This window comes from Streptomyces sp. NPDC031274 (assembly GCF_055570235.1).
The window spans coordinates 1-21,517 of record NZ_JBVIHP010000016.1; the positions used below are offsets into that span (position 1 = coordinate 1).

The window sequence follows — 21,517 nt, forward strand, 5'->3', positions numbered from 1 at the left end:
AGCGTTTGTTGGGGGGGGGGGGGAGAAGTGGGGGGGGCGGGGCGGGTAGCGGGTCGTGGTGCGGGGGGGGAGAGAGAAGGGGGGAGACAGGGGGGGGGGGGGGGGATGCGGCCACCCCCCCCCCCCCCCCCCCCCCCCCCCCCCGCCACGGTCCCGCCGTCAGTCGTCCGCCTTCTTCCCGGTACGGAAGCGCCACTGCAACTCGCGTACCCGCTCGGCGAGTTCGGGCACGGGACCGGCCACCTCCACATCCGGCACGACGTCCCGCACCGTCAGCGGACTCAAGGGCGAGGTGGCGGGCAGGCCCCACTCGGCCTTCCAGTCCCTGGCCTGCTGCGACGAGCTGGCGTACACGATGCGGCCGAGGCCCACCCACCCGTGCGCGGCGGCGCACATCGGGCAGTGCTCACCCGAGGTGTACACGGTCGCCGTGGCCCTCTCCTCGGGGGTCAGATGGGCCGCGGCCCACCGGGCGAGTGCGAACTCCGGGTGTGCCGTCGGGTCCCCCGTGGTGGACTCGCGGTTGCGGTCCTCGGCCCTGATCCTGCCGTCCGCGTCGACGAGCACGGACCCGAACGGCCAGTCGCCGTCTTCGGTCGCCTCGGCCGCCAGTTCGATGCAGCGGCGCAGGTAGGGCAGATCGGCTTCACTGACTGCGGCGGGAACGCTTCGCGCGGCGCCGGTCCCGGGAAGGTCGTGGTCCTGGTCGTGGTCCTGGTCGTGGGGTGCCACTGGCTGCTCCGTCTCTGTAGAGGTGCCTCTGGAGAGGTGCCGGAGAGGTGCCCGGCTACGTCCGGTGGGCGGCCACGGTGGCCAGCGCCTGCCACGCCGCCTCGGGCCGCAGGGTCTCGTCCGGATCGCCGTGGTACGGGTCGAGCAGCACGGTGTCCGCACCGGCCAGGCGCAGTTCCTCGACGTCCTCGAAGAGCTGCTCGACGGTGCCTTCTCCGGCGCGGCGATCCGGGTGGTCGACCGGCTTCTCCGTCAGTCCGAGACGAATCCGCGGCGCCAGAGCGGGCACGGGCCGATCGAGCCGGGCGGAAATTCCCTTCAGTCGCACCAACGTGTCCCTGAACCAGGGCATCGTGAACCGCAGCGGATGCCACGGAGCGCCGAAACGCACGGCCCGGCGCATGGCCGCGTCGCTGTTTCCACCGATCCAGATCGGAATCTGCCCGGATCGATAGTCGGCTTCGTTCTCCCATGCGGCGCGCAGCGTCCGCAGATGGTCGTCGGTCAGCGCCCCACGTCGCTCGAAGGGGACACCGAGTGCCTCGAACTCCTCCCGGGCCCAGCCGACCCCGACACCCAGAATCAGTCGGCCGCCGCTGAGTTGATGCAGGTTGGCGGCCATGCGGGCGACCAGCAGAGGGTGCCGGTAGGGAGTGATGAGAACGGTCGTCCCCAGTTTTATCCCGGTCGTGATCCCGGCCATCCAGGCGAGCGTGGTGAAGGGCTCGTAGAAGGGAGCGGGATATTGCTCGGCCACATCCGGCGTGATCGCCACGTGATCGGACATCATCAGCAGATCGAAGCCGAGCTCCTCCACGGTTCCGGCCCAACGAGCGAGGTGATCGGGGTTCGCCCCGGGCCCGAAGTTGGGGACGTTCACACCTATCCGCATCGGTGTCACCTCCGCATGGGTGTCACCCTAGCGCCGGGCGCTTCCCGGCCGGGGGCTTCGTAGCCCTCAGTTGCAAAGCCCGCTGCACGGTCCCAGCCACAGGGGACCGCAGCCGTAATCGGTCCAGTTGCACCCGCCGTAGCACGTCGTGTCGCAGCTTCCGGTCCCCGCGCACTGGGAGTTGCAGTCCACGGCCTGGCTGCTCCGATCGCTCCGAGCCGCGGCGCCCTGCGTGTCGGCAGGGCCAAGGTCCCTGAGAATCGCCCGCGCCTCGCTCCCGCCGAACGCCGCCACAGCCGCCGTCTCCAGCTCGTCGACGGCTGCTTCCTGCCGACGTCCCGCGATGATCCGCGGTGCAAGCCGCGTGGCGTCGTCCAGGACGAGGGACTGCTCGGCCGACAGACCGGGGTGTGTCTTTTGGTAGTTCGCGAAGTGCGCCACCCACAGATCGCTCCGGGCCGAGGCGGACAGCGCGCCGTAGACAGCGCGCCGATAGTCCGCGGGGTAGGAGACGAACTCGGAGTAGCCGGTGGGCAGCCGGTCGAGGTTGGCCCTCACCCATCGCGACGCCTTACTGGCCTTGACGCGGGTCACAGCCTGCGCGGGTGAGGTCGCCAGGCCGCCGGTGACCAGAAACGTTCCCAGGGCAAGACCCGGCACGGCCTTGAGGATTCCTCGACGGCTCGGGGGCCGCAGCGCATCGAGGTCGCGGAGCGCACGCACCACCCGCAGCGAGTCCGACGGCCCCAACAACCGCGCCAGGCGGAGGGAGAGCGCGGTTCCCGTCCAGGCCCGCACCTGGTCGCCGTCGACCGCCAACAGGGTCGGGGCCCACGCGGCCCCCTCCCCCAGGGCACGCGCGCGCAGGCCGCGAATACGGGGTTCCGTCAGGCCCGCGGTGGTCAACGTGCCGTCGACGGACACGCGAACCCGCTCCACGACTTCTTCGCAGAACCGGCAGTCGGCGTCGAATGCCACAATCCACTCGGTCACAAGCTTCTCCCCACGTTCGCGCGACAGACCGTCCCATCATGCCCATCAGGCGTGATTTTTCACGTCGAGCGTCAGTCATTTCGACGAGGACCAAGAGGCGGCGAAGAGCGAGGAGCGCGTGCCTCGATGGCCTGCGCCGCGTCGTGGACGCGCTCCTGTCACCGAGCTCAGCCCGGCCGAGGCCCACGCGCAGGCGAGCACACCCCGTACGGCACAATCCCCGCATGGAGATTGCCGAGCACATCGAAGTTCTCGACACCGAAGGCCAGTTGCTTGCCCGCGCCGCCGAAACGGCCGGTTCTGGCGCCAAGGTGGCCACCTGCCCCGACTGGACCGTCCGCGATCTGCTGCGGCACACGGGGGCAGTGCACCTGTGGGCCGCGACGATCGTCGCCGAGGGGGACACCTCGCCGCGGCCTCCGGGGGACGCGCCGGACCTGGACGGCGCCGCCCTGATCGACTGGTATCGGCAGGCGCACGGCGACCTGGTCACCACGCTTCGTGCCGCCGCGCCGGACGTCCGGTGTTTCGCGTTCCTGCCCGCGCCGTCCCCGCTCGCGTTCTGGGCGCGGCGACAGGCGAACGAGACGGCGATCCACCGCGTGGACGCCGAGTCCGCGCGCGCGGGTGCGCCGTCCCCGATCGGTACGGAGTTCGCGGCGGACGGGATCGACGAGCTGCTGCGGGGGTTTCACGCGCGCTCGCGCAGCAGGGTGCGTACACAGGAGCCCCGCGTCCTGCGCGTGCGGGCGACCGACGCCGACGCCGACGCCGTGTGGACCGTACGCCTCTCGCAGGAGCCGGCCGCCACGGAGCGGGGCGACGACGGGCGGGCCGACTGCGAGCTTTCGGGTCCCGCGGAGCACCTCTACCTCGCGCTGTGGAACCGCGGGCCGTTCCCGCACGTCACCGGCGACACCGCGCTGAGTGCGCTGTGGAGCGAGACGTCGGGCGTGTGAGTCGATCAGCTATTCGGCGGCGGTCCCCACGAGCATCCGCTCGAGGACCGCGCGCTGGAGCGGCCGCACCTGCGCGTGCAGTCGGCGCCCCTTGTCGGTGAGCACGACCCGCACCCCGCGCCGGTCCTCGTTGCACATGGCCCGCTCCACGAGACCGTCCTTCTCCAGGCGGCCGATGAGACGGGACAGCGCGCTCTGGCTCAGATGAATTCGGCCCGCGATGTCCTGCACGCGGTAGCCGCAGTCGCCGTCACCGTCGGCCTCGGCGCCCTCGGACAGCACGTCGAGGACTTCGAAGTCGCTCGCCCCGAGCCCGTGTTCACGCAGGGCGTTGTCGAGTTCACACAGGGTGCGCGCGTGCACCGCGAGGATGTCGCGCCATTGGTCCACGAGCCCTTGCTCGGCCTTCTTCGCCGCCATGACATCGCACGGTAGCAGAGAATGCCTTGTTCGTTGCATCGACATTAAATGCGCGTGCATGTAATGCGTGCGCATGCGTTGTCCCCCGCCAGGGGCCGATCAGGGGTGGGTGGAGTGCGCCGCCGGTCGGCCCGTCAGCCCATCCAGCCGGGGCGCACCAAGCCCGACTCGTAGGCCAGGACGACCAGTTGGGCGCGGTCGCGGGCGCCCAGCTTCACCATGGTCCGGCTGACGTGCGTCTTCGCGGTCAGCGGGCTGACGAACAGGCGGCGGGCGATCTCCTCGTTCGACAGGCCGATACCGACGAGCGCCATCACCTCCCGCTCCCGTTCGGTCAGTTCGCCCAGCGTCTCGGCGTCCGCGGGCTCCTTGGAGCGGGCCGCGAACTCGGCGATGAGGCGGCGCGTCACGCCGGGCGAGAGCAGTGCGTCGCCGTCGACGACCGCGCGGACGGCGCGCAGCAGTTCCTCGGGCTCGGTGTCCTTGACGAGGAAGCCCGACGCCCCGGAACGGATAGCCTCGAAGACGTACTCGTCCAGCTCGAAGGTGGTGAGCATGACCACCTTGACGTCACCGAGGTCCGGCTCGTCGGTGATCCTGCGGGTCGCCGCGAGCCCGTCGAGCAGCGGCATGCGGATGTCCATCAGGACGACGTCGGGGCGCAGCTCACGCACCAGGCGCACCGCCTCCTCGCCGTCCGCCGCCTCCCCCGCGACCTCGATGTCCCGCTGGGCGCCGAGCAGCGCCTTGAAACCGGCCCTCACCAACGACTGGTCGTCGGCGAGCAGTACGCGGATCACTGGTCCTCCTGAAGTGCCGTGCGGGTGGGCAGTACCGCGGTGACCCTGAATCCCCCGTCCGGGCGCGAGCCCGCCTCGATCGTGCCATTCAGGGCGGCGGCGCGCTCACGCATCCCGGCGAGACCGTTCCCGCTGCCGCCCGCGTCGGCGCCGGTGGCGGGGCCGTCGTCGTCCACGCGCAGCGTGAGCTCCGCGCCCTCGTACCGCACGAGCACGCGCGCCTGGCGCGATCCGGAGTGCCGTACGACGTTGGTCAGGGCCTCCTGGACGATGCGGAAGGCGGCGAGGTCCACGCCGGTCGCCAGCTTCTGGCGCCTCCCCCGGGTGTCGACGTCGACGGTGAGTCCCGTGCCGGCGGCCTGCTGCACGAGCTCGGGCAGCCGGTCGAGCCCGGGAGCGGGGGCGCGTGGCGCGTCCCCGGGGGTACGGAGGGTATCCAGCACCTGGCGGACCTCCCCCAGCGCCTCCTTGCTCGCGGCCTTGATGGTGGTCAGTGCCGTACGGGCCTGCTCGGGGTCGGAGTCGAGCAGCGCGAGGCCGACGCCCGCCTGGACGTTGATCACGGAGATGCTGTGCGCGAGGACGTCGTGCAGCTCGCGCGCCATGCGCAGGCGCTCCTCGTCGGCCCGCCGCTTGGCGGCCTGCGCACGCTCCGCGCTCTCCTTCAGCCACTGCTCACGCTTTACACGGGCCAGTTCGGACACGGCGATGATGGCGACGACCCAGACGGCGACGATGATCTCCTCGCCCCAGGTCCTCGGCGCGTCGCCGTCCGGCGGCAGCCACCGGTAGAGCCAGTGCGCGACCAGCACATGCCCCGCCCACAGCATCGCGACGGCGCCCCACGCCGCGCGCCGGTACCCCGCGACGACCGCGGCGAAGCAGCCGACGGCGACGGTGAGCAGGACCGGACCGTACGCGTACCCGGCGCCGAGATAGACCAGCGCGGTCCCGGCCGTGAAGTACGCGACCGTGAGCGGGAAGCGGTGGCGCAGCAGGAGCGAGGCCGTGCCCGCGAGGAGGAGCAGCCGGGCCGGGATGCCCAGGTCCACCCGGTCGAGCTGGCTGTGGGCCGCGTACCCCGAGCCGATCTGTACGAACACGGTGATCGCGAGGGTCGTCGGCCAGGGCAGCCTCCGTACGTCCCCCACACCGTCCTGCCGGTTCCGCCAGGGCGGCCCGTGCCGCCACACCGGCACTCCGCCCCAGGGCAGGGACGGACCGCCTCGCCCGTGTTCGCGCTGCTCGTCCATGGCGGCAACGCTAGACCGCGCGGTGGGCGCCGGGCGTCAGCCGGACGGGGCGATCACGCGTACTCCCGCTGGAGTACCTCGGGGGTTTCACCGTGCTCCCTGCCTTCGTGCGGACCGAAGCGGCGGTGCAGCCGGCGCAGCGGACCGGGCGCCCACCAGTTGGCGCGGCCCGCGAGCCGCATGGCGACGGGCAGCAGGACGACACGGATGAGGGTGGCGTCCACGAGGATCGTCAGGGCCGTGCCGACGCCGAGTTCCTTGAGGAACACGACGCCCCCGGTCGCGTACGTGAGGAACGAGAGCGCGAGGATCCCGGCCGCCGCGGTGATCAGCGGGGCGCTCCGCCGGATCCCGGTGGCCACCGCCGCTTCCGTGTCGCCCACCCGCTCGTACTCCTCCTTGATCCGGGCCAGCATGAACACCTCGTAGTCCATCGACAGGCCGTAGGCGACGCAGAACATCAGCACCGGGATGCTCGGCTCGATGGACCCGGTGGGCGTGAAGCCGAGGAGCCCCGCGAGGTGCCCGTCCTGGAAGACCCACACCAGGCATCCGAACATCACCGACAGGCTGAGCAGATTGAGCACGGTCGCCTTGGCGGGCAGGAGCAGGCTGCCGGTCATCAGGAAGAGGATGGCGAAGGTGGCGATGAGGACCAGGCCGACGGCGTACGGGAGGCGGTCCAGGAGGGTGGCGCGGAAGTCGGTCGTCTCGGCCGGATAGCCGCCGACCAGGGCGGTCGCGGGGGCTCGGATGTCGCGGACCTCCGCGACGAAGGCGGGTACGTCGCCCCGCATCGCCGCCTGGGTCGGGACGACGGCGAGGCGGGAACCGCCGTCGTCTCGCCCAGAGGCGCCGAGGGTGATCGCCGAAGGCCCGGTGCGGCGGCCGTCCTGGTAGCTGCCGGTGAGGGCGTCCACCTGGAACACGCCCTCGACACGGGAGAGTTCGGCGGCGTACCGCTGCGTCTGCCGGTTGCTCGCCGCTTCCCGGAGCACGACGTGGACGGTGTCGGTGGGCTCGGCGGGGAATTCTCTGTGGATGGCCTCGGAGGTGGTGCGGGACGATGTGCCCGTGGGCAGGGTCCGTTCGTCGGGCAGCCCGAACCGCAGGCCGAGCAGCGGTGACGCGGCGAGCAGCAGGACACCGACCACGGCCGCGCCCGCGGCGACCGGTCGGCGCATCGCGGCGAGCGCGATCCGCTGCCAGACGCCGCTCGCCGTGCTCTGCGGGCGCTCCACGCGGTGGCCCCAGCGGGCGAGCGCGGCGGGCAGCAGAAGCAGCGCTCCGGCCACCGCGGTCACCACGACGAGGACCCCCGCGTAGGCGAAGGAGCTCAGGAAGAAGAACGGGAACACGAGCAGCGCGCAGAGCGATACGGCCACGGTGACCCCGCTGAAGATCACGGTGCGTCCTGCGGCGGCGGTCGCGCGGACCACGGCGTCCGGCTGGGTGTGGCCCGCGTGCCGCTCCTCGCGGTAGCGGCTGATGACGAAGAGGCTGTAGTCGATGCCGAGCCCAAGGCCCAGGACGAGAGCGAGATTCGCCGCGAACGTCGACACCTCGGTGACCTGCGCGATCGCCCGGAGCCCGGCGAGCGTGCCGACGACCGAGAGCAGCCCGACGCCGACGGTGAGCAGGGCCGCCACCGTCCGCCGGTAGACGAGGATCAGCAGGAGCAGTACGGCGGGCAGGGCGAACATCTCGGCGCGCAGGAAATCGGTGCGCGCCTGCTCGCCGACCTGGCGGGAGATCTCCTCCTGGCCGCCGACGGATACCTCCAACTGAGCTGTGGTGCGGGCGAGTTGAGGCGAGAGCGTGGCGAGCCGCTCGCGGGTTTCGGTGGCGCCACCCTCCAGGCGGGCGAGGATGAGGCCGCTTTCGCCGTCGGAGGCGCGCAGGGCCCGGCTCTCGCCGTTCCAGTAGGCGCCGACATCCGTGACCCCAGGTATGTCCCTTACCTCTGCGGCCAGTTGGCGGGCGGCAGCCGTCGTACGCGGTGAGTCGACGTCGCCGTCGCGGGCCGTGACGAGGAGCGCGAGGTTGGGGTTCCCCGTGCCGTACTCCTCGCGCAGGATGTCGGCCGCGCGCACGGACTCGGTGCCGGGCGCGTCCCAGCGCGCGAGGTCGAGGTCGGCCTGGGCGCCGGCCCCGTAGGCGCCGAGGCCGAGGAAGGCCAGTACCACGCCGATCAGTACGGCGCGGCTGTGCCGCACCACGAAACGGCCGAGCCGGGTCAGCATCGCTGTCTGCCTCTCTCCCGGCTCCCCGTGCGGGATCCGGTGCCGCCACGGTCGCGGTCACCGCTGGAAGGGCCGCTGGAAGACCCGCTGGAAGATCCACTGGAACGCGTGAATCCCGGTGGGCGGACGCCGGGTTAGGCTCGGCCCATGGGGGATGCGGAGATGTCCACGGGGATGCGCTTCGAACTGCTGGGACCGCTGAGGGCGTTGCGCGACGGCGAGGGCTGCGGTGAGGGCCGCGGCGAGGAGATTGCGCTCGGGCCGCCGAAGCAGCGCGCGGTTCTCGCCGTACTGCTCCTCCAGGAGGGACGCCCCCTCTCGTACGAGGGTCTCGTCGACGCGGTGTGGGGCGACGAACACCCGGTTCATGTACGCAACCTCGTGCAGAAGTATGTCTCCGGGGTGCGGCGCGCCTTCGCGTCCGCGGGTACGGCGGGGCCTGCACTCACGTGGACCGGCAGCGGTTATCGGCTCTCCGGTGCCGCGGCCGACGATCTGCGGGAGCGGCGGCAGTTGGTCGACGCGGCCCTCGCGGCGCGTGCCGCGGGGCAGTTGCGGCACGCGGGCGAACTCATCGACCGGGCCGAGGCGTTGTGGCGCGGCGAATTCGCGGAGGGCCTCAACGCCCCTTATCTGGCGGCGGAACGGCTCCGGTGGCGCGAGAAGCGGCTCACCGTGCTTGAGGCCCGGATCTCCGGAGAGATCGAACTCGGCCGCTCCTTCGAGTACGTCCACGAACTCATCCGGCTCGTCGCCGCGCACCCCCTGCGCGAGCGCCCGGTCGAGCTTCTGATGAACGCCCTTTACCGCACCGGCCGTTCCTCGGACGCGCTGCTCGCCTTCGAGGACGCGCGACACCGGATCGCCGACGCCATGGGCGCGGATCCGGGCCCCGCGCTGCGGTCCCTGCACGAACGGATACTGCGCCAGGACCCGGAACTCCTCACGACGGCGCTCACGCCCGCTCCCGTGTCGGCGGCGTGAGCGGGCGGGCTACTTCTGCTCCAACAGCCCTACTCCGTGGGCCAGTTGCGTGATCGCGTACGAGAAGAACGCCGAACGGTCCTCGACGACACGGTTGAACTGCCCGAACACCTCGAAGCCCACGAGCCCGAACAGCTGGGCCCACGCCGCGACCATCGCCATGACCACCGCCGGCGGCAGATCGGGCGCGAGATCCGCGGCGATCCGCTCGGCCTCGGCACGCAGCCCGCCCGGCAGCGGCTGCACGGCGACACCACGCCCCCGATGGGCGTCGCGCACGATCCCGACGAGCAGCCGCCCGACGCGCTCCGCGGATTCGACCGTGGAGTCGGGCGCGCTGTAGCCCGGGACGGGCGAGCCGTAGATGAGGGCGTACTCGTGGGGATGCGCGAGCGCCCAGGACCGTACGGCCTCGCACGCGACCGTCCAGCGCCGCACGGGGTCGGCCGACGACGCGACCTCGGCGTGCGCGTCCTCGGCGGCGGCACCGAGGGAGTCATAGGCGTCGATGATGAGCGCGGTCAGGAGTTCGTCGCGGCTGGGGAAGTAGCGGTAGAGGGCGGAGGACACCATGCCGAGCTCGCGGGCCACGGCGCGCAGCGAGAGCTTGGCGGCGCCGTCGGCCGCCAGCTGCCTGCGGGCCTCGTCCTTGATGGCGGCGGTGACTTCGACTCGGGCGCGGGCCCTGGCCCCGCTGGTAGCGCTGCTCATGCAGGCAGTGTGCCATGACTTCGGAGCAGTGCGCTGAAACGAGAGCGGTGCACTGGGAGGAGAGCGGCGCACCGAGGAGAGAGTGGCGCGCCGAATCGAGAGCACCGAACCATTTCGAGAGCACCGCTCTTGCATTGGGGCACCGCTCTCGTGCACACTGCTCTTAAGCGAGAGCAGTGCTCTCGGAAACCCTCCCGACTCTGGCGGTCACCATGTCTGCACCCTCCTCCTCCACCACCCCGTACTACCTCAAGGGCAGTCCCCTCAACGTGCGGTTCAACAGCATGGTCGGCTGGCTGGCTCGGCGCGGCATCAGCCTGATGGGGTCGGCCGAGCTCTCCGTACGCGGACGCAAGAGCGGCCAGCTGCAGCGCGTCCCGGTCAACCCGTTCACGTACCAAGGCGGCCAGTACCTGATCTCGGCGCGTGGGCACTCGCAGTGGGTGCGCAATATGCGCGTGGCGGGCGGTGGCGAGCTGCGCGTCGGGCGGAAGGTCCACGCCTTCACGGTCGAGGAGGTCCCGGACGCCGAGAAGCTGCCGGTGTTGCGCGGCTACCTGAAGAAGTGGGGCTGGGAGGTCAACCAGTACTTCAACGGCGTCACCGCCAAGTCCACGGACGCGGAGATCGAGGCGGCCGCGGGCGACCACCCCGTCTTCCGCGTCACCATCACGAAGTGAGGACGCCACGAAGTGAGGCCGCCCGACGCCCACCGCCCAACACCCACCGCCCGCGGTCAGATCACCATCGGGCCTACCGGTCGATCGTGTTCAGCGCCCGTCCCGCCAGCGGATGGTTCCGCACCAGCTCGCCGAGCGTCGTGGAGCCACGGGTGATCCTCGCGAACGCGTTCCACGCGGGCCTGAACCCGGTGATCGCCGCGTGCAGCATGCCCGGACGGCGCTCGAAGGCCGTGAGCATGCGCCGCCCGACGCTCATCTCGACGCCGAGTCCCGCCTTGATGGCGAAGGCGTAGTTCAGGGCCTGGCGGCGGGCGTCGACCGCGTCGTGCGCCTCGCCGATCCGCACCGCCCACTCCCCCGCGAGCCGGCCCGAGCGCAGCGCGAAGGAGATGCCTTCGCGGGTCCACGGCTCAAGGAGCCCCGCCGCGTCACCGCACACCACGACCCGGCCGCGCGAGAGCGGCGAGTCGTCGCTGCGGCAGCGCGTCAGATGGCCCGAGGAGATGCTCGGCTCGAAGCCCGCGAGCCCGAGGCGGGCGATGAAGTCCTCCAAGTACCGCTTGGTGGCCGAGCCTTCGCCGCGCGCGGAGATGACCCCGACCGTGAGGGTGTCGCCCTTGGGGAACACCCATCCGTAACTGCCGGGCATCGGCCCCCAGTCGATGAGTACCCGGCCCGCCCAGTCCTCGGCGACGCTCTGCGGCACCGGGATCTCGGCCTCCAGACCGAGATCCACCTGGTCGAGCTTCACACCGACATGTGCCCCTATGCGGCTCGCACTGCCGTCGGCTCCGACGACCGCGCGGGCGAGCACCGTCTCGCCGCCCTGCAGGACCACGGCGACCGTCCGCCGGTCGGGCACCGCTGAGCCGTGCTGCTCCACGCGCGCGACGGTGACGCCGGTGCGCACCTCGGCGCCCGCCTTCTGTGCGTGCTCGACCAGTTGCTGGTCGAACTCGGGGCGGTTGATCAGCCCGAAGAGCATCTGCTTCGAGCGGCGGGTGCGGGCGAACTTGCCGTCCAGGGAGAACGTCACCGCGTGCACCCGGTCCCTGAAGGGCAGTTCGAACCCGGGCGGGAGCGCGTCGCGCGAGGGGCCGATGATGCCGCCGCCACACGTCTTGTACCGGGGCAGTTCGGCTTTCTCCAGGACGAGGACGCTGCGTCCCGCGACGGCTGCCGCATACGCCGCCGACGCCCCTGCGGGCCCTGCTCCCACCACGACGACGTCCCACACGTACTGCGCGTCATCCGCTGGTACGTACTGCGCGTCGTCCGCTGAGTTCTCGCTGCTCACGTTGGTCTACCGCTCCCGATCCAGCTGTTGGCCGCGCTTTCCAAGGCATCCTACGGCGGGCACCTCCGGCACCCTCCTGTGGGAGGATCACAACACCCACATACGTATAACGTCGCACCTACGAGGAGCGTGCCCATGTCGCCGAATCCGATCGCCGAGACCGTCGCCTCACTCATGCCGAAGGCGAAGGCGGAGCTCACTGAACTGGTGGCCTTCAAGTCGGTGGCGGACTTCGATCAGTTCCCCAAGAGCGAGAGCGCCGCCGCCGCGAACTGGGTGGCGGACGCGCTGCGCGCCGAGGGGTTCCAGGACGTGGCCCTGCTCGACACCCCGGACGGCACGCAGTCGGTGTACGGCCTCCTTCCGGGCCCCGAGGGCGCTCCCACCGTGCTGCTCTACGCGCACTACGACGTGCAGCCGCCGCTCGACGAGGCGGCGTGGACCACCCCGCCGTTCGAGCTGACGGAGCGCGAAGGACGCTGGTACGGACGCGGGAGCGCCGACTGCAAGGGCGGGGTCCTCATGCACCTGCTCGCGCTGCGCGCCCTGAAGGCGAACGGCGGTGTCCCGGTGAGCGTCAAGGTGATCGCCGAGGGCTCCGAGGAGCAGGGCACGGGCGGCCTCGAGCGGTACGCCGAGGAGCACCCCGACCTTCTGACGGCCGACACGATCGTCATCGGCGACGCGGGCAACTTCCGGGTGGGCCTTCCGACGGTCACCGCGACGCTTCGCGGCATGACTCTCCTTCGCGTGCGCATCGACACCCTTGAGGGCAACCTGCACTCCGGACAGTTCGGCGGCGCGGCCCCGGACGCGCTCGCCGCGCTGGTGCGGGTGCTCGACTCGCTGCGCGCGGACGACGGCTCGACGACGGTCGACGGGCTCACGGGCGACGAGGTCTGGGACGGGCTTCAGTACGAAGAGGCCGACTTCCGCAAGGACGCCAAGGTCCTCGACGGTGTCCAGCTGGTCGGCAGGGGCACGGTCGCCGACCGCATCTGGGCGCGCCCCGCGGTCACGGTGCTCGGCATCGACTGCCCGCCGGTGGTCGGCGCGACGCCGTCCGTGCAGGCGGGCGCGCGGGCGCTGGTCAGCCTGCGGGTGCCGCCGGGCGTGGACGCGGCCGAGGCCACCAAGCTCCTTCAGGCGCACCTGGAGGCGCACACCCCGTGGGGCGCGCAGGTGACCACCGAGCAGATCGGGCAGGGCCAGCCGTTCCGCGCGGACACCACGAGCCCGGCGTACGCGGCCATGGCGGAGGCGATGGGTGAGGCGTACCCGGGCGAGGAGATGCAGTACGCGGGCCAGGGCGGCTCGATTCCGCTGTGCAACACCCTCGCCGCGCTCTACCCCCGGGCGGAGATCCTGCTGATCGGCCTGAGCGAGCCCGAGGCCCAGATCCACGCGGTCGACGAAAGCGTGTCGCCGCAGGAGTTGGAGCGGCTCTCGGTCGCGGAGGCGCTGTTCCTCCAGAAGTACGCGGCGAGCTGAGCCACCGGGCGGGCGGGACGGGTATGCGCCGACGCGGAGCGGGCTCCCTGCCGACTCCCGTGGTCACTGGTCGCCGACGGGGATCCCGGCCTCCAGGTACAGGGCGACCCCGCGCTCCCGCGCCCGCAGGGCCCAGCGAAGCCGCTCGTAGCGTACGGAGGGCAGCAACCTGGCCGCCTCCTCCTCGGTGACGAAGCGGCAGTCGCGGAGTTCGGGGCCCGGCAGCAGCATCTGCCGGGCCGCACCGCTGTCGAGTCTCCCGCCGTCGAAGAGGAACCGCATCCCTCCGTAGCCGGGCGGTACGGGCGGCTCCCAGTCGACGACGAGGAGCCGCGGGGCGTCGGCGAGTTGGATGCCGGTCTCCTCGGCCACCTCGCGCATGCCCGCGCGAGCGGGCGCCTCACCCGGTTCGACGACACCGCCCGGGAACTCCCAGCCGGCCTTGTACGTCGGGTCGACGAGCAGCACCCGGTCCCGCTCGTCGAAGAGCAGCACCCCGGCCGCGAGCGTCTCCGCGGTGGGCTGCGGGGTCTGCACGATGTCGCAGACGGACGCGGCCCCGGTGCGTACGGCGTCGGCGATGCGCTCGGCGGTCTCGCAGGGGGTCAGCGCGCCGGTGTCGACGCGGTGTGCGTCGGTGCCGAGCCAGCCCGCGAGTGCGGCGCGGTACGGCTCGATGTGGTCGAACGACCACTGCCGTACGCGCATCTCGCCGTCCGGGAGATCGGGGACGGGGCGTTCGGCTATGCGTTCCCGCAGGATCGTTTCATCCGGGGTCAGGACGACGTGGCGTACGGCGATTCTGCGCGAGGCGAGGCCGCCGAAGATCTCGTCGCGGTAGTCCTGCCGCAGCAGGGTCATCGGCACCACGAGGACGCCACCGACCTCGGCGAGCAGGGCCGCCGCGGTGTCCACGACGAGTCGCCTCCAGATCGGCAGATCCTGGAAGTCGCTCACCTCGGCGAGGCGCTTGGGAGGCAGCAGGTGCGGCAGTCCACCGCCGATGACCTCGGGGTCGAAGAGTGTGCTGTTCGGGATCAGCTCGATCAGTTCCTGTGCGGCGCTGGTCTTGCCCGCACCGAACGCGCCGTTGATCCAGACGATCACGGTTCCCCCTCTTCCGTCGGCCCTCTGTGGCTTGCCCGGAACACCCCGCTGCGGAAACCAGCCCCTGATGAGGCCGTCACAGCCCGAACCTCAAGACGCCATCCAATGTCAAGCGATTCGCTTTCACTTCACCCCATCGGGTGGCAGTCGCCGCGCATGAATCGTTCCCTCACTCCAAGCGACGCTCTCCCCCGCTAGCGTGATCCGCCAGGCGCCCCAGCCCCTGGTGACCTCATGAATCCGGCTCTCCCGATGCACCCCGCTGCCGCGTGGATCCGGCCGAACGTCGCTACTGGGGGACACGTGCAACTCGATGCCCTGAACGAATTCGCCTTCGAGGACTCCGACCAGCAGCCCTACGTGTACGACCGCAACGGCGCGGTCATCATCGAACTGCGCGGCGAGATCGACCTGCTGGCCTACCAGCGGATGGCACCACTCATCGACCCCATCACCGGTGGCACCGCGCCAACAGTGGTCATCGACCTGACCCGGACCACGTTCTTCGACTGCTCCGGAATCGCCATGCTGGCCCGCGCGCACCGCCGCACGACGGCACGTGGCGGCCACCTCTCCGTGGTCTGCACCCACCGCCTGACGCTCCGCATCCTGCGTCTCACGGGCCTGACTCCCACGCTGTTACCGGTTTCCACCCTGGCGAAAGCGCTGGAGGAGGAGTGAGCCCGCAACAGGGGCAGCACGGGCTCGCCGGAGTGCTGCGGGGTCCAGGCAGCTTCATGAGAGTGCCCCGCACATGCCGCTGACGGGAGTGTGCGCACCCCGTGCATATATGCACTCCGTTCGCACCCCGTGTGAACTCGCCTCCCCACTCGCCTCCCCACTCGCCCTCACCGTCGCCGCGTCGCGGACCGGACGGCGCGGGCACGGTTGGGCCACGTGGTTCTGGTGTAGGCGTGGAAGTGGTCGCCGGCATGGTCTTGCTCAAGGGTGCAGTGAAGAGCGTCACCAGGCCTCTCGTCCCAGCACAGGCCGGGAATGTCACGTACGTACTTCGGGGCTTTCACGCGGAGCGCTCCGTCTGCCGAGGGTTGTCGGTGGCCACGCTCCGACGATCTCAATCCCGCCGTCCGGTGCGGGATATGACAGCCCATGACACGGAGCGGATCATGCGGACGGACGCCATCACACCCACTCGTCACACCGGTCAGGACTGGCCACCGCCCGTCACGTAGTTGCTGAGTTCGTTGAGACGTCGGCCGAGTTCGGCGACGGCCATCGACGCGATGAGCGGGTTGCCGCTCAGGTCGTCGGCGAGCGCGTTGCGGGTCGCGTCGACGGCGCGCCGCCTGCCGTACCAGTCGGTCGTACCGCGGTTCATCCCGTCGGCCTGGGCCTGCACTGTCGGCGTGAGGCGGGCGAGTTCGGTCCGCAGCTGTTCGTTCAGCCTGTCGAGGCGCTCGCGAGGCGGCAGCTTTCGGCAGACTGCGATCGACTCGTCGATGAGGGCGGTCAGGTCCTCGCCGCTGATGTGGCGGGGCTCCGTAGGCTGGTACATGTCGACGCTCCGGGGGTTTTGCATGCCGGTCAGCGCACTCTGGCCCGACAGGTGAACTAGGAGTGATAGGTGAGATGGGCACACTCGTCTCGCCAGGTGGAGCGAGTCGACTTGGCGTTCGATCATGAGGCGAGAACCGATATCTGCCCAGGTCGCGGCAGGTGTACGCGGCCATGGCGGAACGGATTGCCGACGGCACGTACCCGCCCTGCGAGCGGCCGCCGTCGGTGGTGGTGGATGTGTGCGGTGGATTCGGGATCTCCAGATGACGGCGCGGCGTGTTCTGAAGGAACTTCGCCCCGAAGGGCCCGTGGAGATGCAGCCGCGTGGGACCTTTCGCGCCGGAGGCGCCGCAGCCGTGAACACGCGATCGCGTGATCGTCATATGCCGTTCTCGCCGCATCCTCGGCCGCACCGAACCCGGCACCTAGAATGGACACCATGCCTCCCACTCCCCACTCGCCTGGTACCGCACGGTCTGCGGCCGTGGTGAACGACGAGATCAGGGAGCTCCTCATCGAGACGGGCGGCTGGCTGTACGGGCAGACGCGGGCCCGGTACGAGGGACTCGTCGCCGAGTGGACGACCGTCTCGCGGGCGGAGTCGACGCCTGCGGAGATCGTGGAGGCGGCGTAGCGGCTCCGGTCCGCACGAGGGCGACGATGTGGAGTGCGTTCACGGCCGATTGGCTCTGCCTCTATGTCACGATGACTTGGAGGCAGACGACAAAAGGGGCAGGGGTGGACGACTCGAACGCCGACCACTGGACGGTCGCGGACATCGCCGACAGCCGGCGGTGGCGCCCGTGATGCCGCTCGCCCTGTATCTCCCCGGAGCGGGCGCCCTTCCGCGCTGGCTGCAGATCGCGGTCGGCGTCCTGGTCATCGGCTCGATGGCCGCCCGCATCTGGTTGTTCCTCCGCCGCCGGAAGTGACCGTCCTGGCCGATGGGGCGGGCGAGGCGTCAGACTCTGAACTGGTCCAGCAGCCATACGCGCAGAGGACGCTCCCGCCGGGCGTGCCGCCTCACGTCACTCTCGGCGCCTCGCCCCGTCGCCGCCCAGGCCGCCCTCGCCAGCAGGCAGCCGATCAGCCCGCCGACGGTGTTGAACACGACATCGTCGATGTCGACGACCCGGCCCGCGTTCATGACGAACTGCACCGCCTCGATGGTCACGCTCAAGGTGAGGCAGCACAGGACGATTCCCGTGGACGAGGGGCGCCGCGCGGCTGCGTAGGCGAAGAGCCCCAGGGGCACGAACATGGCGGCGTTGGCGACCTGCAGGACGACGATCATGTGCCGTTCAGAGGCGTACATGTAGTCGAAGGTGTTTCCCCACAAGCCCTCGCCCGGGATCATCACCACGTAGGGGACGCCGGAACCGATCGGCCGGTCCGGGATCACGGTGGCCGCCAGCGTCACGGCCAGGCACGTCAGCCATAGCACCCGGGCGACGCGGCGTTGACGGCGAGGCGAGGAGCGACGCCACACGCCGAGACCGACGGCCAGTACCGTGACGGCGGCGAGGAACAGGGACACCGTCCACACGTTCACGTAGAAGACGATGCGCCACACGCCAGGCTCCCTGACCGGTTCGAGAGTGCTGGGAGTCTACGTGCTCGACCCCAGCGTCAGCCCCGCGATGAAGCGCCGCCGCAGGAGCAGGAAGGCCAGGACCGTGAGCAGGGCCGGAAGGGTGACGGCTCCGGCTCCGGAGGCCGCACCACGCGGGACATTCCGCCGTGACATCCGATGTCCTGACATGCTTCGAGGCGCGGCAGGACCCATGAGCGATGGCTGTGCCGTGTCCCCTCTCCTCGGGGTGCAACCGAACACAACCGAACGCAGGGGGTTGGATGTCACTCTCAACTGCCCACGCTGTCAAGGGTTTTGACGCCAGGGGCTCGAACCGCTACAGCCCCTCTTCCAACAGAGTCCAACACGGCCTACCGTAAGCGCGCACCTCTGACACGTACATGCAGCCCCCCCCAACTCTGCGAGTACGGAGGAACGTAACGATGCGTCACATCTCACCCCTCACCACACGTCGAAGAGTCGTCGGGTCGCTGGCCGCCGCACTGCTGTGCGCCGCGGGGATCGCCGCACCGGCGGCGGCACGTGACACGGGCGGCGCGAGCCAGGCGGACGGCGTGAGCAAGACGGACGGCGTGAGCAAGGCGGGCAGTGCGAGCGAGACGAGCGGCGCAGGAGTCCAGAGCGCGGTCGAGAGGCCATCGGCACCCGGTGCCAAGCTCCCCGACGGCCTCGCCCTCACCCCGCCCATGGGCTTCAACAACTGGAACTCCACCCACTGCAGGGCCGAGTTCGACGAGGCGATGGTCAAGGGGATCGCGGATCTCTTCGTCGAGAAGGGCCTCAAGGACGCCGGCTACAGGTACGTCAATCTCGACGACTGCTGGGCGCTGCCCGAGCGGGACGCGAACGGCAAGCTGGTGCCCGACCCCGAGCGATTTCCCAACGGCATCAAGGGAGTCGCGGACTATGTGCACAGCAAGGGTCTGAAGCTCGGCATCTACACCAGTGCCGGGACAAAGACCTGTAGCGACGTGGGGTTCCCCGGCGCACTGGGCCATGAGGTCAGCGACGCACGGCAGTTCGCCGACTGGGGCGTCGACTATCTCAAGTACGACAACTGCAACAACCAAGGCGTCGACGCCAAGAAGCGGTACATCGCGATGCGCGACGCGCTGAAGGCCACCGGGCGCCCCATCGTCTACAGCCTCTGCGAGTGGGGCGAGAACAAACCCTGGGAGTGGGCAGCCGACGTAGGGCATCTGTGGCGCACCACCGGCGACATCAGCGACAACTGGAGCTCGATGCTCTCGATCATGAAGCAGAACCTGCCGCTCGACGAGCACGCGGGCCCGGGCCGCTGGAACGACCCGGACATGCTCGAGGTCGGCAACGGCGGCATGACGGACACGGAGTACCGCACGCACTTCTCGATGTGGTCGATCATGGCCTCGCCGCTGCTCATCGGCTCCGACCTGCGCAAGGCGACGCCCGAGACCTTCGAGATCATCGGCAACAAGGAAGTCATCGCCGTCGACCAGGACCCCCTGGGCAAGCAGGGCAAGGTCCTCTCGTCGGACGGCGGCCGCTGGGTCGTCGCCAAGGAGATGAAGGACGGCAGCCGGACGGTCGCGCTCTTCAACGAGACGGGCACGGCCCGGTCCATCGCCACGTCGGCGAAGGCCCTCGGGCTCCCCGACGCCGACGGCTACACCCTGCGGGACCTGTGGCAGCACAAGAGCTACAACACGGCGGGCAGGATCTCGGCGACCGTCCCGGCGCACGGCACCGTCCTGCTGCGCGTCGCGGCGGACGGCAAGTGGGCCAACAATCCGCCTGCCGTCGAACTCGGCCTGGACGGCGACCCGTTGGTGGAGCCGGGCAAGTCCGAGAAGCTGACGTCGAAGGTCACCGACCTCGGCCGCACCTCCGCGCAGGAGGTGTCCGCCACCTTCACGGGCCCCTCCGGATGGCGGATCCGGGCGACCTCGCCCTCGACCGCGAAATCCCTGCGTACGGGCAAGTCGCTGAGTACGTCGTGGTCGGTCACCGCACCTCGGGACGCGGCCCCGGGAGCGTACGACCTGACGCTCAGGACCACCTACCGCTCCCCCGGCGGCACCCGCGCCGAGAACGTGCTGCCGCTGACGGCCCATGTCGTCGTGGCGCCGCCCGCGGGCGACTCGGCGGTGAGTGATCTGCCGTGGATGTCGGCGGTCAACGGCTGGGGCCCTGTCGAGAAGGACACCAGCAACGGCGAGAGCGCCGCGGGTGACGGCCGTCCGATCACCATCGGCGGGGCGGTCCACGCCAAGGGGCTCGGGGTGCACGCCGACAGCGCCGTCGAGTACTACACCGGCGGATCCTGCGAGAAGGTCGCCGCGCAGGTGGGCGTCGACGACGAGAAGGATCCCAAGGGAACGGTCACCTTCGAGATCTGGGCCGACGGCGAGAAGGCCGCGTCGACCGGCGTCCTCTCCAACGCCGATGCCGCGCGGAGCCTTTCGGCCGACGTGACCGGCGCCCAGGTCGTACGCCTCGTGGTCACGGACGGCGGCGACGGCCGGGACTCCGACCACGCGGACTGGGCTGAGCCGGTGCTCAGCTGCTGACCTGAGCTGCGGGGACAGTCAACTGCGGTCCGGTCCAGGGACGTTGAGGCCGGACCGCAGTTGACAGCCGCCTCGCCCGCAGGAGGAGCGCCCGGAATCCGTCAACTCCCCACAGCAGGGCGCAAGTCCGCCGCGCTGGTCTCCTGGCTGAGCGCGGCCGCCGCGGCCCCCACCAACCCCGCGTCCGTCCCCATCAAGGCCGGGCCCACGGTCAATTGACGTACGAACGAGAGCGTGGCGTAGTCCCGCAGGGACCGGCGCAGCGGATCGAAGAGTACGTCCCCCGCCTTCGCCACCCCGCCCCCGATCACGGCGATGTCGATCTCGACGAGCGTCGCCGTGGCGGCGATCCCCGCGGCCAGCGCCTGCGCCGCCCGCTCGAAGGAGGCGACGGCGACCGGGTCCCCGGCGCGTGCGGCGAGGGCCACCGCGGCGGCGGACGTATCGCCGTCGGGCCCCGGACGCCAGCCGTCCTCCACCGCACGCCGCGCGATGTTCGGCCCGCTCGCTATGCGCTCCACGCAGCCACGCGCGCCGCACGGGCAGGGATCGCCGTCCAGATCGACGCTGATGTGCCCGATGTGCCCCGCGTTCCCGGTGGGGCCCGGGTGCAGCTTGCCCCCGAGGATCAGTCCGCCGCCGACTCCGGTGGACACCACCATGCACAGCGCGTTGTCGTGCCCGCGGGCCGCGCCCTGCCAGTGCTCGGCCGCCGTCATCGCGACGCCGTCCCCGACCAGCTCGACCGGCAGTCCTCCGGTGGCCGCGCGCACCCGCTCGACCAGCGGGTAGCCGCGCCAGCCAGGGACGTTGACGGGGCTGACCGTCCCCGCCGACGCGTCGACGGGGCCCGCGCTGCCGATACCGACCGCGCGCGCCCTGCCCCACAGCGGGGAACGCGTGAGCTCACCGATGACCTCCTCGACCGCCCGCATCACGGTGTCGCCGTCCTCGCGCGCGGGCGTGGGCCGCTGGGCGCGCAGCAGGATCCGGCCGCGGCCGTCCACCAGGGCGCCGGCGATCTTGGTGCCGCCGATGTCGAGTGCGGCGACGAGGTCCGTGTGCATCAGTGTCAGATCTCCAGGTGAAAGGGCAGGCCGCCCATTTTGTGAAGGGGCAGGCCGGAGAATGCGATGGACAGTCTCTCTCGCATCTGACAACGTTGTCCAGGTTCTATGCTCGACGCCACATCACTTACGCACCACTTTCAGCTCACCATCGTCGACGACAGGACAGCGCACCGTGGCCGAGACCACCAGCCGACGACCCGAACCCCGCTACGGCAACCGTC

At 70.7% G+C, this 21,517-nt stretch carries 22 protein-coding genes; 8 read left to right on the top strand and 14 right to left on the bottom strand.

What is annotated here, in order from left to right; translation table 11 throughout:
* Nucleotides 1–159 precede the first annotated feature (159 nt).
* From ACZ5CR_RS24380 to ACZ5CR_RS24390, 3 genes are all read right to left on the bottom strand, one after another.
* Nucleotides 160–639, bottom strand: coding sequence for a nucleoside deaminase (locus ACZ5CR_RS24380; RefSeq protein ID WP_468861262.1), 480 nt, complete (start codon nucleotides 637–639; stop codon nucleotides 160–162).
* Nucleotides 640–787: 148 nt separating this feature from the next.
* Nucleotides 788–1,624 carry an LLM class flavin-dependent oxidoreductase gene (locus tag ACZ5CR_RS24385; protein WP_468860763.1) on the bottom strand — a complete coding sequence of 279 codons (837 nt, stop codon included), beginning with the start codon at nucleotides 1,622–1,624 and terminating at the stop codon, nucleotides 788–790.
* Nucleotides 1,625–1,690: 66 nt separating this feature from the next.
* The gene (locus ACZ5CR_RS24390) at nucleotides 1,691–2,617 is read right to left on the bottom strand and encodes a bacteriocin fulvocin C-related protein (protein ID WP_468860766.1); all 927 of its coding nucleotides are present in this window, start codon (nucleotides 2,615–2,617) and stop codon (nucleotides 1,691–1,693) included.
* A 224-nt stretch (nucleotides 2,618–2,841) separates the two neighbouring features.
* Here ACZ5CR_RS24390 and ACZ5CR_RS24395 point away from each other — a divergent pair, with 224 nt between their 5' ends.
* Entirely contained in the window at nucleotides 2,842–3,576 is a 735-nt protein-coding gene (locus ACZ5CR_RS24395) for a maleylpyruvate isomerase family mycothiol-dependent enzyme (RefSeq protein ID WP_468860768.1), read from the top strand.
* Nucleotides 3,577–3,585: 9 nt separating this feature from the next.
* Here ACZ5CR_RS24395 and ACZ5CR_RS24400 read toward each other — a convergent pair whose 3' ends face one another.
* The 4 genes from ACZ5CR_RS24400 to ACZ5CR_RS24415 form a co-directional block, all read right to left on the bottom strand.
* Nucleotides 3,586–3,996: a MarR family winged helix-turn-helix transcriptional regulator gene (locus tag ACZ5CR_RS24400; RefSeq protein WP_468860771.1), complete on the bottom strand. Its 411-nt coding sequence runs from the start codon at nucleotides 3,994–3,996 to the stop codon at nucleotides 3,586–3,588.
* 134 nt (nucleotides 3,997–4,130) lie between these two features.
* Nucleotides 4,131–4,796: a response regulator gene (locus ACZ5CR_RS24405; protein ID WP_468860788.1), complete on the bottom strand. Its 666-nt coding sequence runs from the start codon at nucleotides 4,794–4,796 to the stop codon at nucleotides 4,131–4,133.
* Nucleotides 4,793–6,049, bottom strand: a complete 1,257-nt coding sequence (locus ACZ5CR_RS24410) for a sensor histidine kinase (protein WP_468860791.1) — start codon at nucleotides 6,047–6,049, stop codon at nucleotides 4,793–4,795. The genes ACZ5CR_RS24405 and ACZ5CR_RS24410 overlap by 4 nt, the downstream gene beginning before the upstream one ends.
* 53 nt (nucleotides 6,050–6,102) lie before the next feature.
* Entirely contained in the window at nucleotides 6,103–8,292 is a 2,190-nt protein-coding gene (locus ACZ5CR_RS24415; RefSeq protein WP_468860794.1) for an MMPL family transporter, read from the bottom strand.
* A gap of 147 nt (nucleotides 8,293–8,439) precedes the next feature.
* Between ACZ5CR_RS24415 and ACZ5CR_RS24420 the strand changes: the two genes are divergently transcribed.
* Entirely contained in the window at nucleotides 8,440–9,276 is an 837-nt protein-coding gene (locus tag ACZ5CR_RS24420) for an AfsR/SARP family transcriptional regulator (RefSeq protein ID WP_468860797.1), read from the top strand.
* A 9-nt stretch (nucleotides 9,277–9,285) separates the two neighbouring features.
* On the opposite strand, the gene ACZ5CR_RS24425 is transcribed toward ACZ5CR_RS24420, so the two are convergent.
* Complete coding sequence (locus tag ACZ5CR_RS24425; RefSeq protein WP_468860798.1) at nucleotides 9,286–9,987, bottom strand: TetR/AcrR family transcriptional regulator; 702 nt, start codon at nucleotides 9,985–9,987, stop codon at nucleotides 9,286–9,288.
* Nucleotides 9,988–10,199: 212 nt separating this feature from the next.
* Here ACZ5CR_RS24425 and ACZ5CR_RS24430 point away from each other — a divergent pair, with 212 nt between their 5' ends.
* Nucleotides 10,200–10,667 (top strand): nitroreductase family deazaflavin-dependent oxidoreductase, encoded by a 468-nt coding sequence (locus tag ACZ5CR_RS24430; RefSeq protein ID WP_468860800.1) that lies wholly within the window; start codon nucleotides 10,200–10,202, stop codon nucleotides 10,665–10,667.
* 73 nt (nucleotides 10,668–10,740) lie between these two features.
* Here ACZ5CR_RS24430 and ACZ5CR_RS24435 read toward each other — a convergent pair whose 3' ends face one another.
* On the bottom strand, nucleotides 10,741–11,967 hold the full coding sequence (locus tag ACZ5CR_RS24435; protein WP_468860803.1) for a geranylgeranyl reductase family protein: 1,227 nt from the start codon (nucleotides 11,965–11,967) through the stop codon (nucleotides 10,741–10,743).
* A 135-nt stretch (nucleotides 11,968–12,102) separates the two neighbouring features.
* On the opposite strand from ACZ5CR_RS24435, the gene ACZ5CR_RS24440 reads away from it, so the two are divergent.
* Complete coding sequence (locus ACZ5CR_RS24440) at nucleotides 12,103–13,458, top strand: M20/M25/M40 family metallo-hydrolase (RefSeq protein ID WP_468860805.1); 1,356 nt, start codon at nucleotides 12,103–12,105, stop codon at nucleotides 13,456–13,458.
* A 63-nt stretch (nucleotides 13,459–13,521) separates the two neighbouring features.
* Here the strand turns inward: ACZ5CR_RS24440 and ACZ5CR_RS24445 are convergent, their stop codons facing one another.
* Complete coding sequence (locus tag ACZ5CR_RS24445; RefSeq protein WP_468860807.1) at nucleotides 13,522–14,565, bottom strand: NUDIX hydrolase; 1,044 nt, start codon at nucleotides 14,563–14,565, stop codon at nucleotides 13,522–13,524.
* Nucleotides 14,566–14,868: 303 nt separating this feature from the next.
* Between ACZ5CR_RS24445 and ACZ5CR_RS24450 the strand changes: the two genes are divergently transcribed.
* Nucleotides 14,869–15,246, top strand: a complete 378-nt coding sequence (locus ACZ5CR_RS24450) for an STAS domain-containing protein (protein ID WP_468860810.1) — start codon at nucleotides 14,869–14,871, stop codon at nucleotides 15,244–15,246.
* A 484-nt stretch (nucleotides 15,247–15,730) separates the two neighbouring features.
* Here ACZ5CR_RS24450 and ACZ5CR_RS24455 read toward each other — a convergent pair whose 3' ends face one another.
* Complete coding sequence (locus ACZ5CR_RS24455) at nucleotides 15,731–16,081, bottom strand: DUF6415 family natural product biosynthesis protein (RefSeq protein ID WP_468860813.1); 351 nt, start codon at nucleotides 16,079–16,081, stop codon at nucleotides 15,731–15,733.
* 441 nt (nucleotides 16,082–16,522) lie between these two features.
* On the opposite strand from ACZ5CR_RS24455, the gene ACZ5CR_RS24460 reads away from it, so the two are divergent.
* Both ACZ5CR_RS24460 and ACZ5CR_RS24465 read left to right on the top strand, forming a co-directional pair.
* A complete protein-coding gene (locus tag ACZ5CR_RS24460) occupies nucleotides 16,523–16,717 on the top strand; it encodes a hypothetical protein (RefSeq protein ID WP_389905740.1) in 195 nt (64 codons plus the stop codon).
* A gap of 172 nt (nucleotides 16,718–16,889) precedes the next feature.
* Nucleotides 16,890–17,015 (top strand): hypothetical protein, encoded by a 126-nt coding sequence (locus ACZ5CR_RS24465; RefSeq protein ID WP_383275677.1) that lies wholly within the window; start codon nucleotides 16,890–16,892, stop codon nucleotides 17,013–17,015.
* A gap of 29 nt (nucleotides 17,016–17,044) precedes the next feature.
* Here the strand turns inward: ACZ5CR_RS24465 and ACZ5CR_RS24470 are convergent, their stop codons facing one another.
* On the bottom strand, nucleotides 17,045–17,656 hold the full coding sequence (locus ACZ5CR_RS24470) for a VanZ family protein (protein ID WP_468860817.1): 612 nt from the start codon (nucleotides 17,654–17,656) through the stop codon (nucleotides 17,045–17,047).
* A gap of 36 nt (nucleotides 17,657–17,692) precedes the next feature.
* A complete protein-coding gene (locus tag ACZ5CR_RS24475; protein WP_468860820.1) occupies nucleotides 17,693–17,830 on the bottom strand; it encodes a hypothetical protein in 138 nt (45 codons plus the stop codon).
* Nucleotides 17,831–18,099: 269 nt separating this feature from the next.
* Between ACZ5CR_RS24475 and ACZ5CR_RS24480 the strand changes: the two genes are divergently transcribed.
* Complete coding sequence (locus ACZ5CR_RS24480; protein WP_468860823.1) at nucleotides 18,100–20,226, top strand: NPCBM/NEW2 domain-containing protein; 2,127 nt, start codon at nucleotides 18,100–18,102, stop codon at nucleotides 20,224–20,226.
* A gap of 101 nt (nucleotides 20,227–20,327) precedes the next feature.
* Here the strand turns inward: ACZ5CR_RS24480 and ACZ5CR_RS24485 are convergent, their stop codons facing one another.
* Complete coding sequence (locus ACZ5CR_RS24485; RefSeq protein WP_468860826.1) at nucleotides 20,328–21,293, bottom strand: ROK family protein; 966 nt, start codon at nucleotides 21,291–21,293, stop codon at nucleotides 20,328–20,330.
* Nucleotides 21,294–21,517 lie beyond the last annotated feature (224 nt).

Coding starts and splice junctions, on each gene's coding strand:
- ACZ5CR_RS24385 (WP_468860763.1), bottom strand. CDS start 1,624: ATGCGGATAGGTGTGAACGTCCCCAACTTCGGGCCCGGGGCGAACCCC.
- ACZ5CR_RS24395 (WP_468860768.1), top strand. CDS start 2,842: ATGGAGATTGCCGAGCACATCGAAGTTCTCGACACCGAAGGCCAGTTG.
- ACZ5CR_RS24400 (WP_468860771.1), bottom strand. CDS start 3,996: ATGGCGGCGAAGAAGGCCGAGCAAGGGCTCGTGGACCAATGGCGCGAC.
- ACZ5CR_RS24410 (WP_468860791.1), bottom strand. CDS start 6,049: ATGGACGAGCAGCGCGAACACGGGCGAGGCGGTCCGTCCCTGCCCTGG.
- ACZ5CR_RS24415 (WP_468860794.1), bottom strand. CDS start 8,292: ATGCTGACCCGGCTCGGCCGTTTCGTGGTGCGGCACAGCCGCGCCGTA.
- ACZ5CR_RS24420 (WP_468860797.1), top strand. CDS start 8,440: ATGGGGGATGCGGAGATGTCCACGGGGATGCGCTTCGAACTGCTGGGA.
- ACZ5CR_RS24425 (WP_468860798.1), bottom strand. CDS start 9,987: ATGAGCAGCGCTACCAGCGGGGCCAGGGCCCGCGCCCGAGTCGAAGTC.
- ACZ5CR_RS24430 (WP_468860800.1), top strand. CDS start 10,200: ATGTCTGCACCCTCCTCCTCCACCACCCCGTACTACCTCAAGGGCAGT.
- ACZ5CR_RS24440 (WP_468860805.1), top strand. CDS start 12,103: ATGTCGCCGAATCCGATCGCCGAGACCGTCGCCTCACTCATGCCGAAG.
- ACZ5CR_RS24455 (WP_468860813.1), bottom strand. CDS start 16,081: ATGTACCAGCCTACGGAGCCCCGCCACATCAGCGGCGAGGACCTGACC.
- ACZ5CR_RS24460 (WP_389905740.1), top strand. CDS start 16,523: ATGCCTCCCACTCCCCACTCGCCTGGTACCGCACGGTCTGCGGCCGTG.
- ACZ5CR_RS24465 (WP_383275677.1), top strand. CDS start 16,890: ATGCCGCTCGCCCTGTATCTCCCCGGAGCGGGCGCCCTTCCGCGCTGG.
- ACZ5CR_RS24475 (WP_468860820.1), bottom strand. CDS start 17,830: ATGTCACGGCGGAATGTCCCGCGTGGTGCGGCCTCCGGAGCCGGAGCC.
- ACZ5CR_RS24480 (WP_468860823.1), top strand. CDS start 18,100: ATGCGTCACATCTCACCCCTCACCACACGTCGAAGAGTCGTCGGGTCG.
- ACZ5CR_RS24485 (WP_468860826.1), bottom strand. CDS start 21,293: ATGCACACGGACCTCGTCGCCGCACTCGACATCGGCGGCACCAAGATC.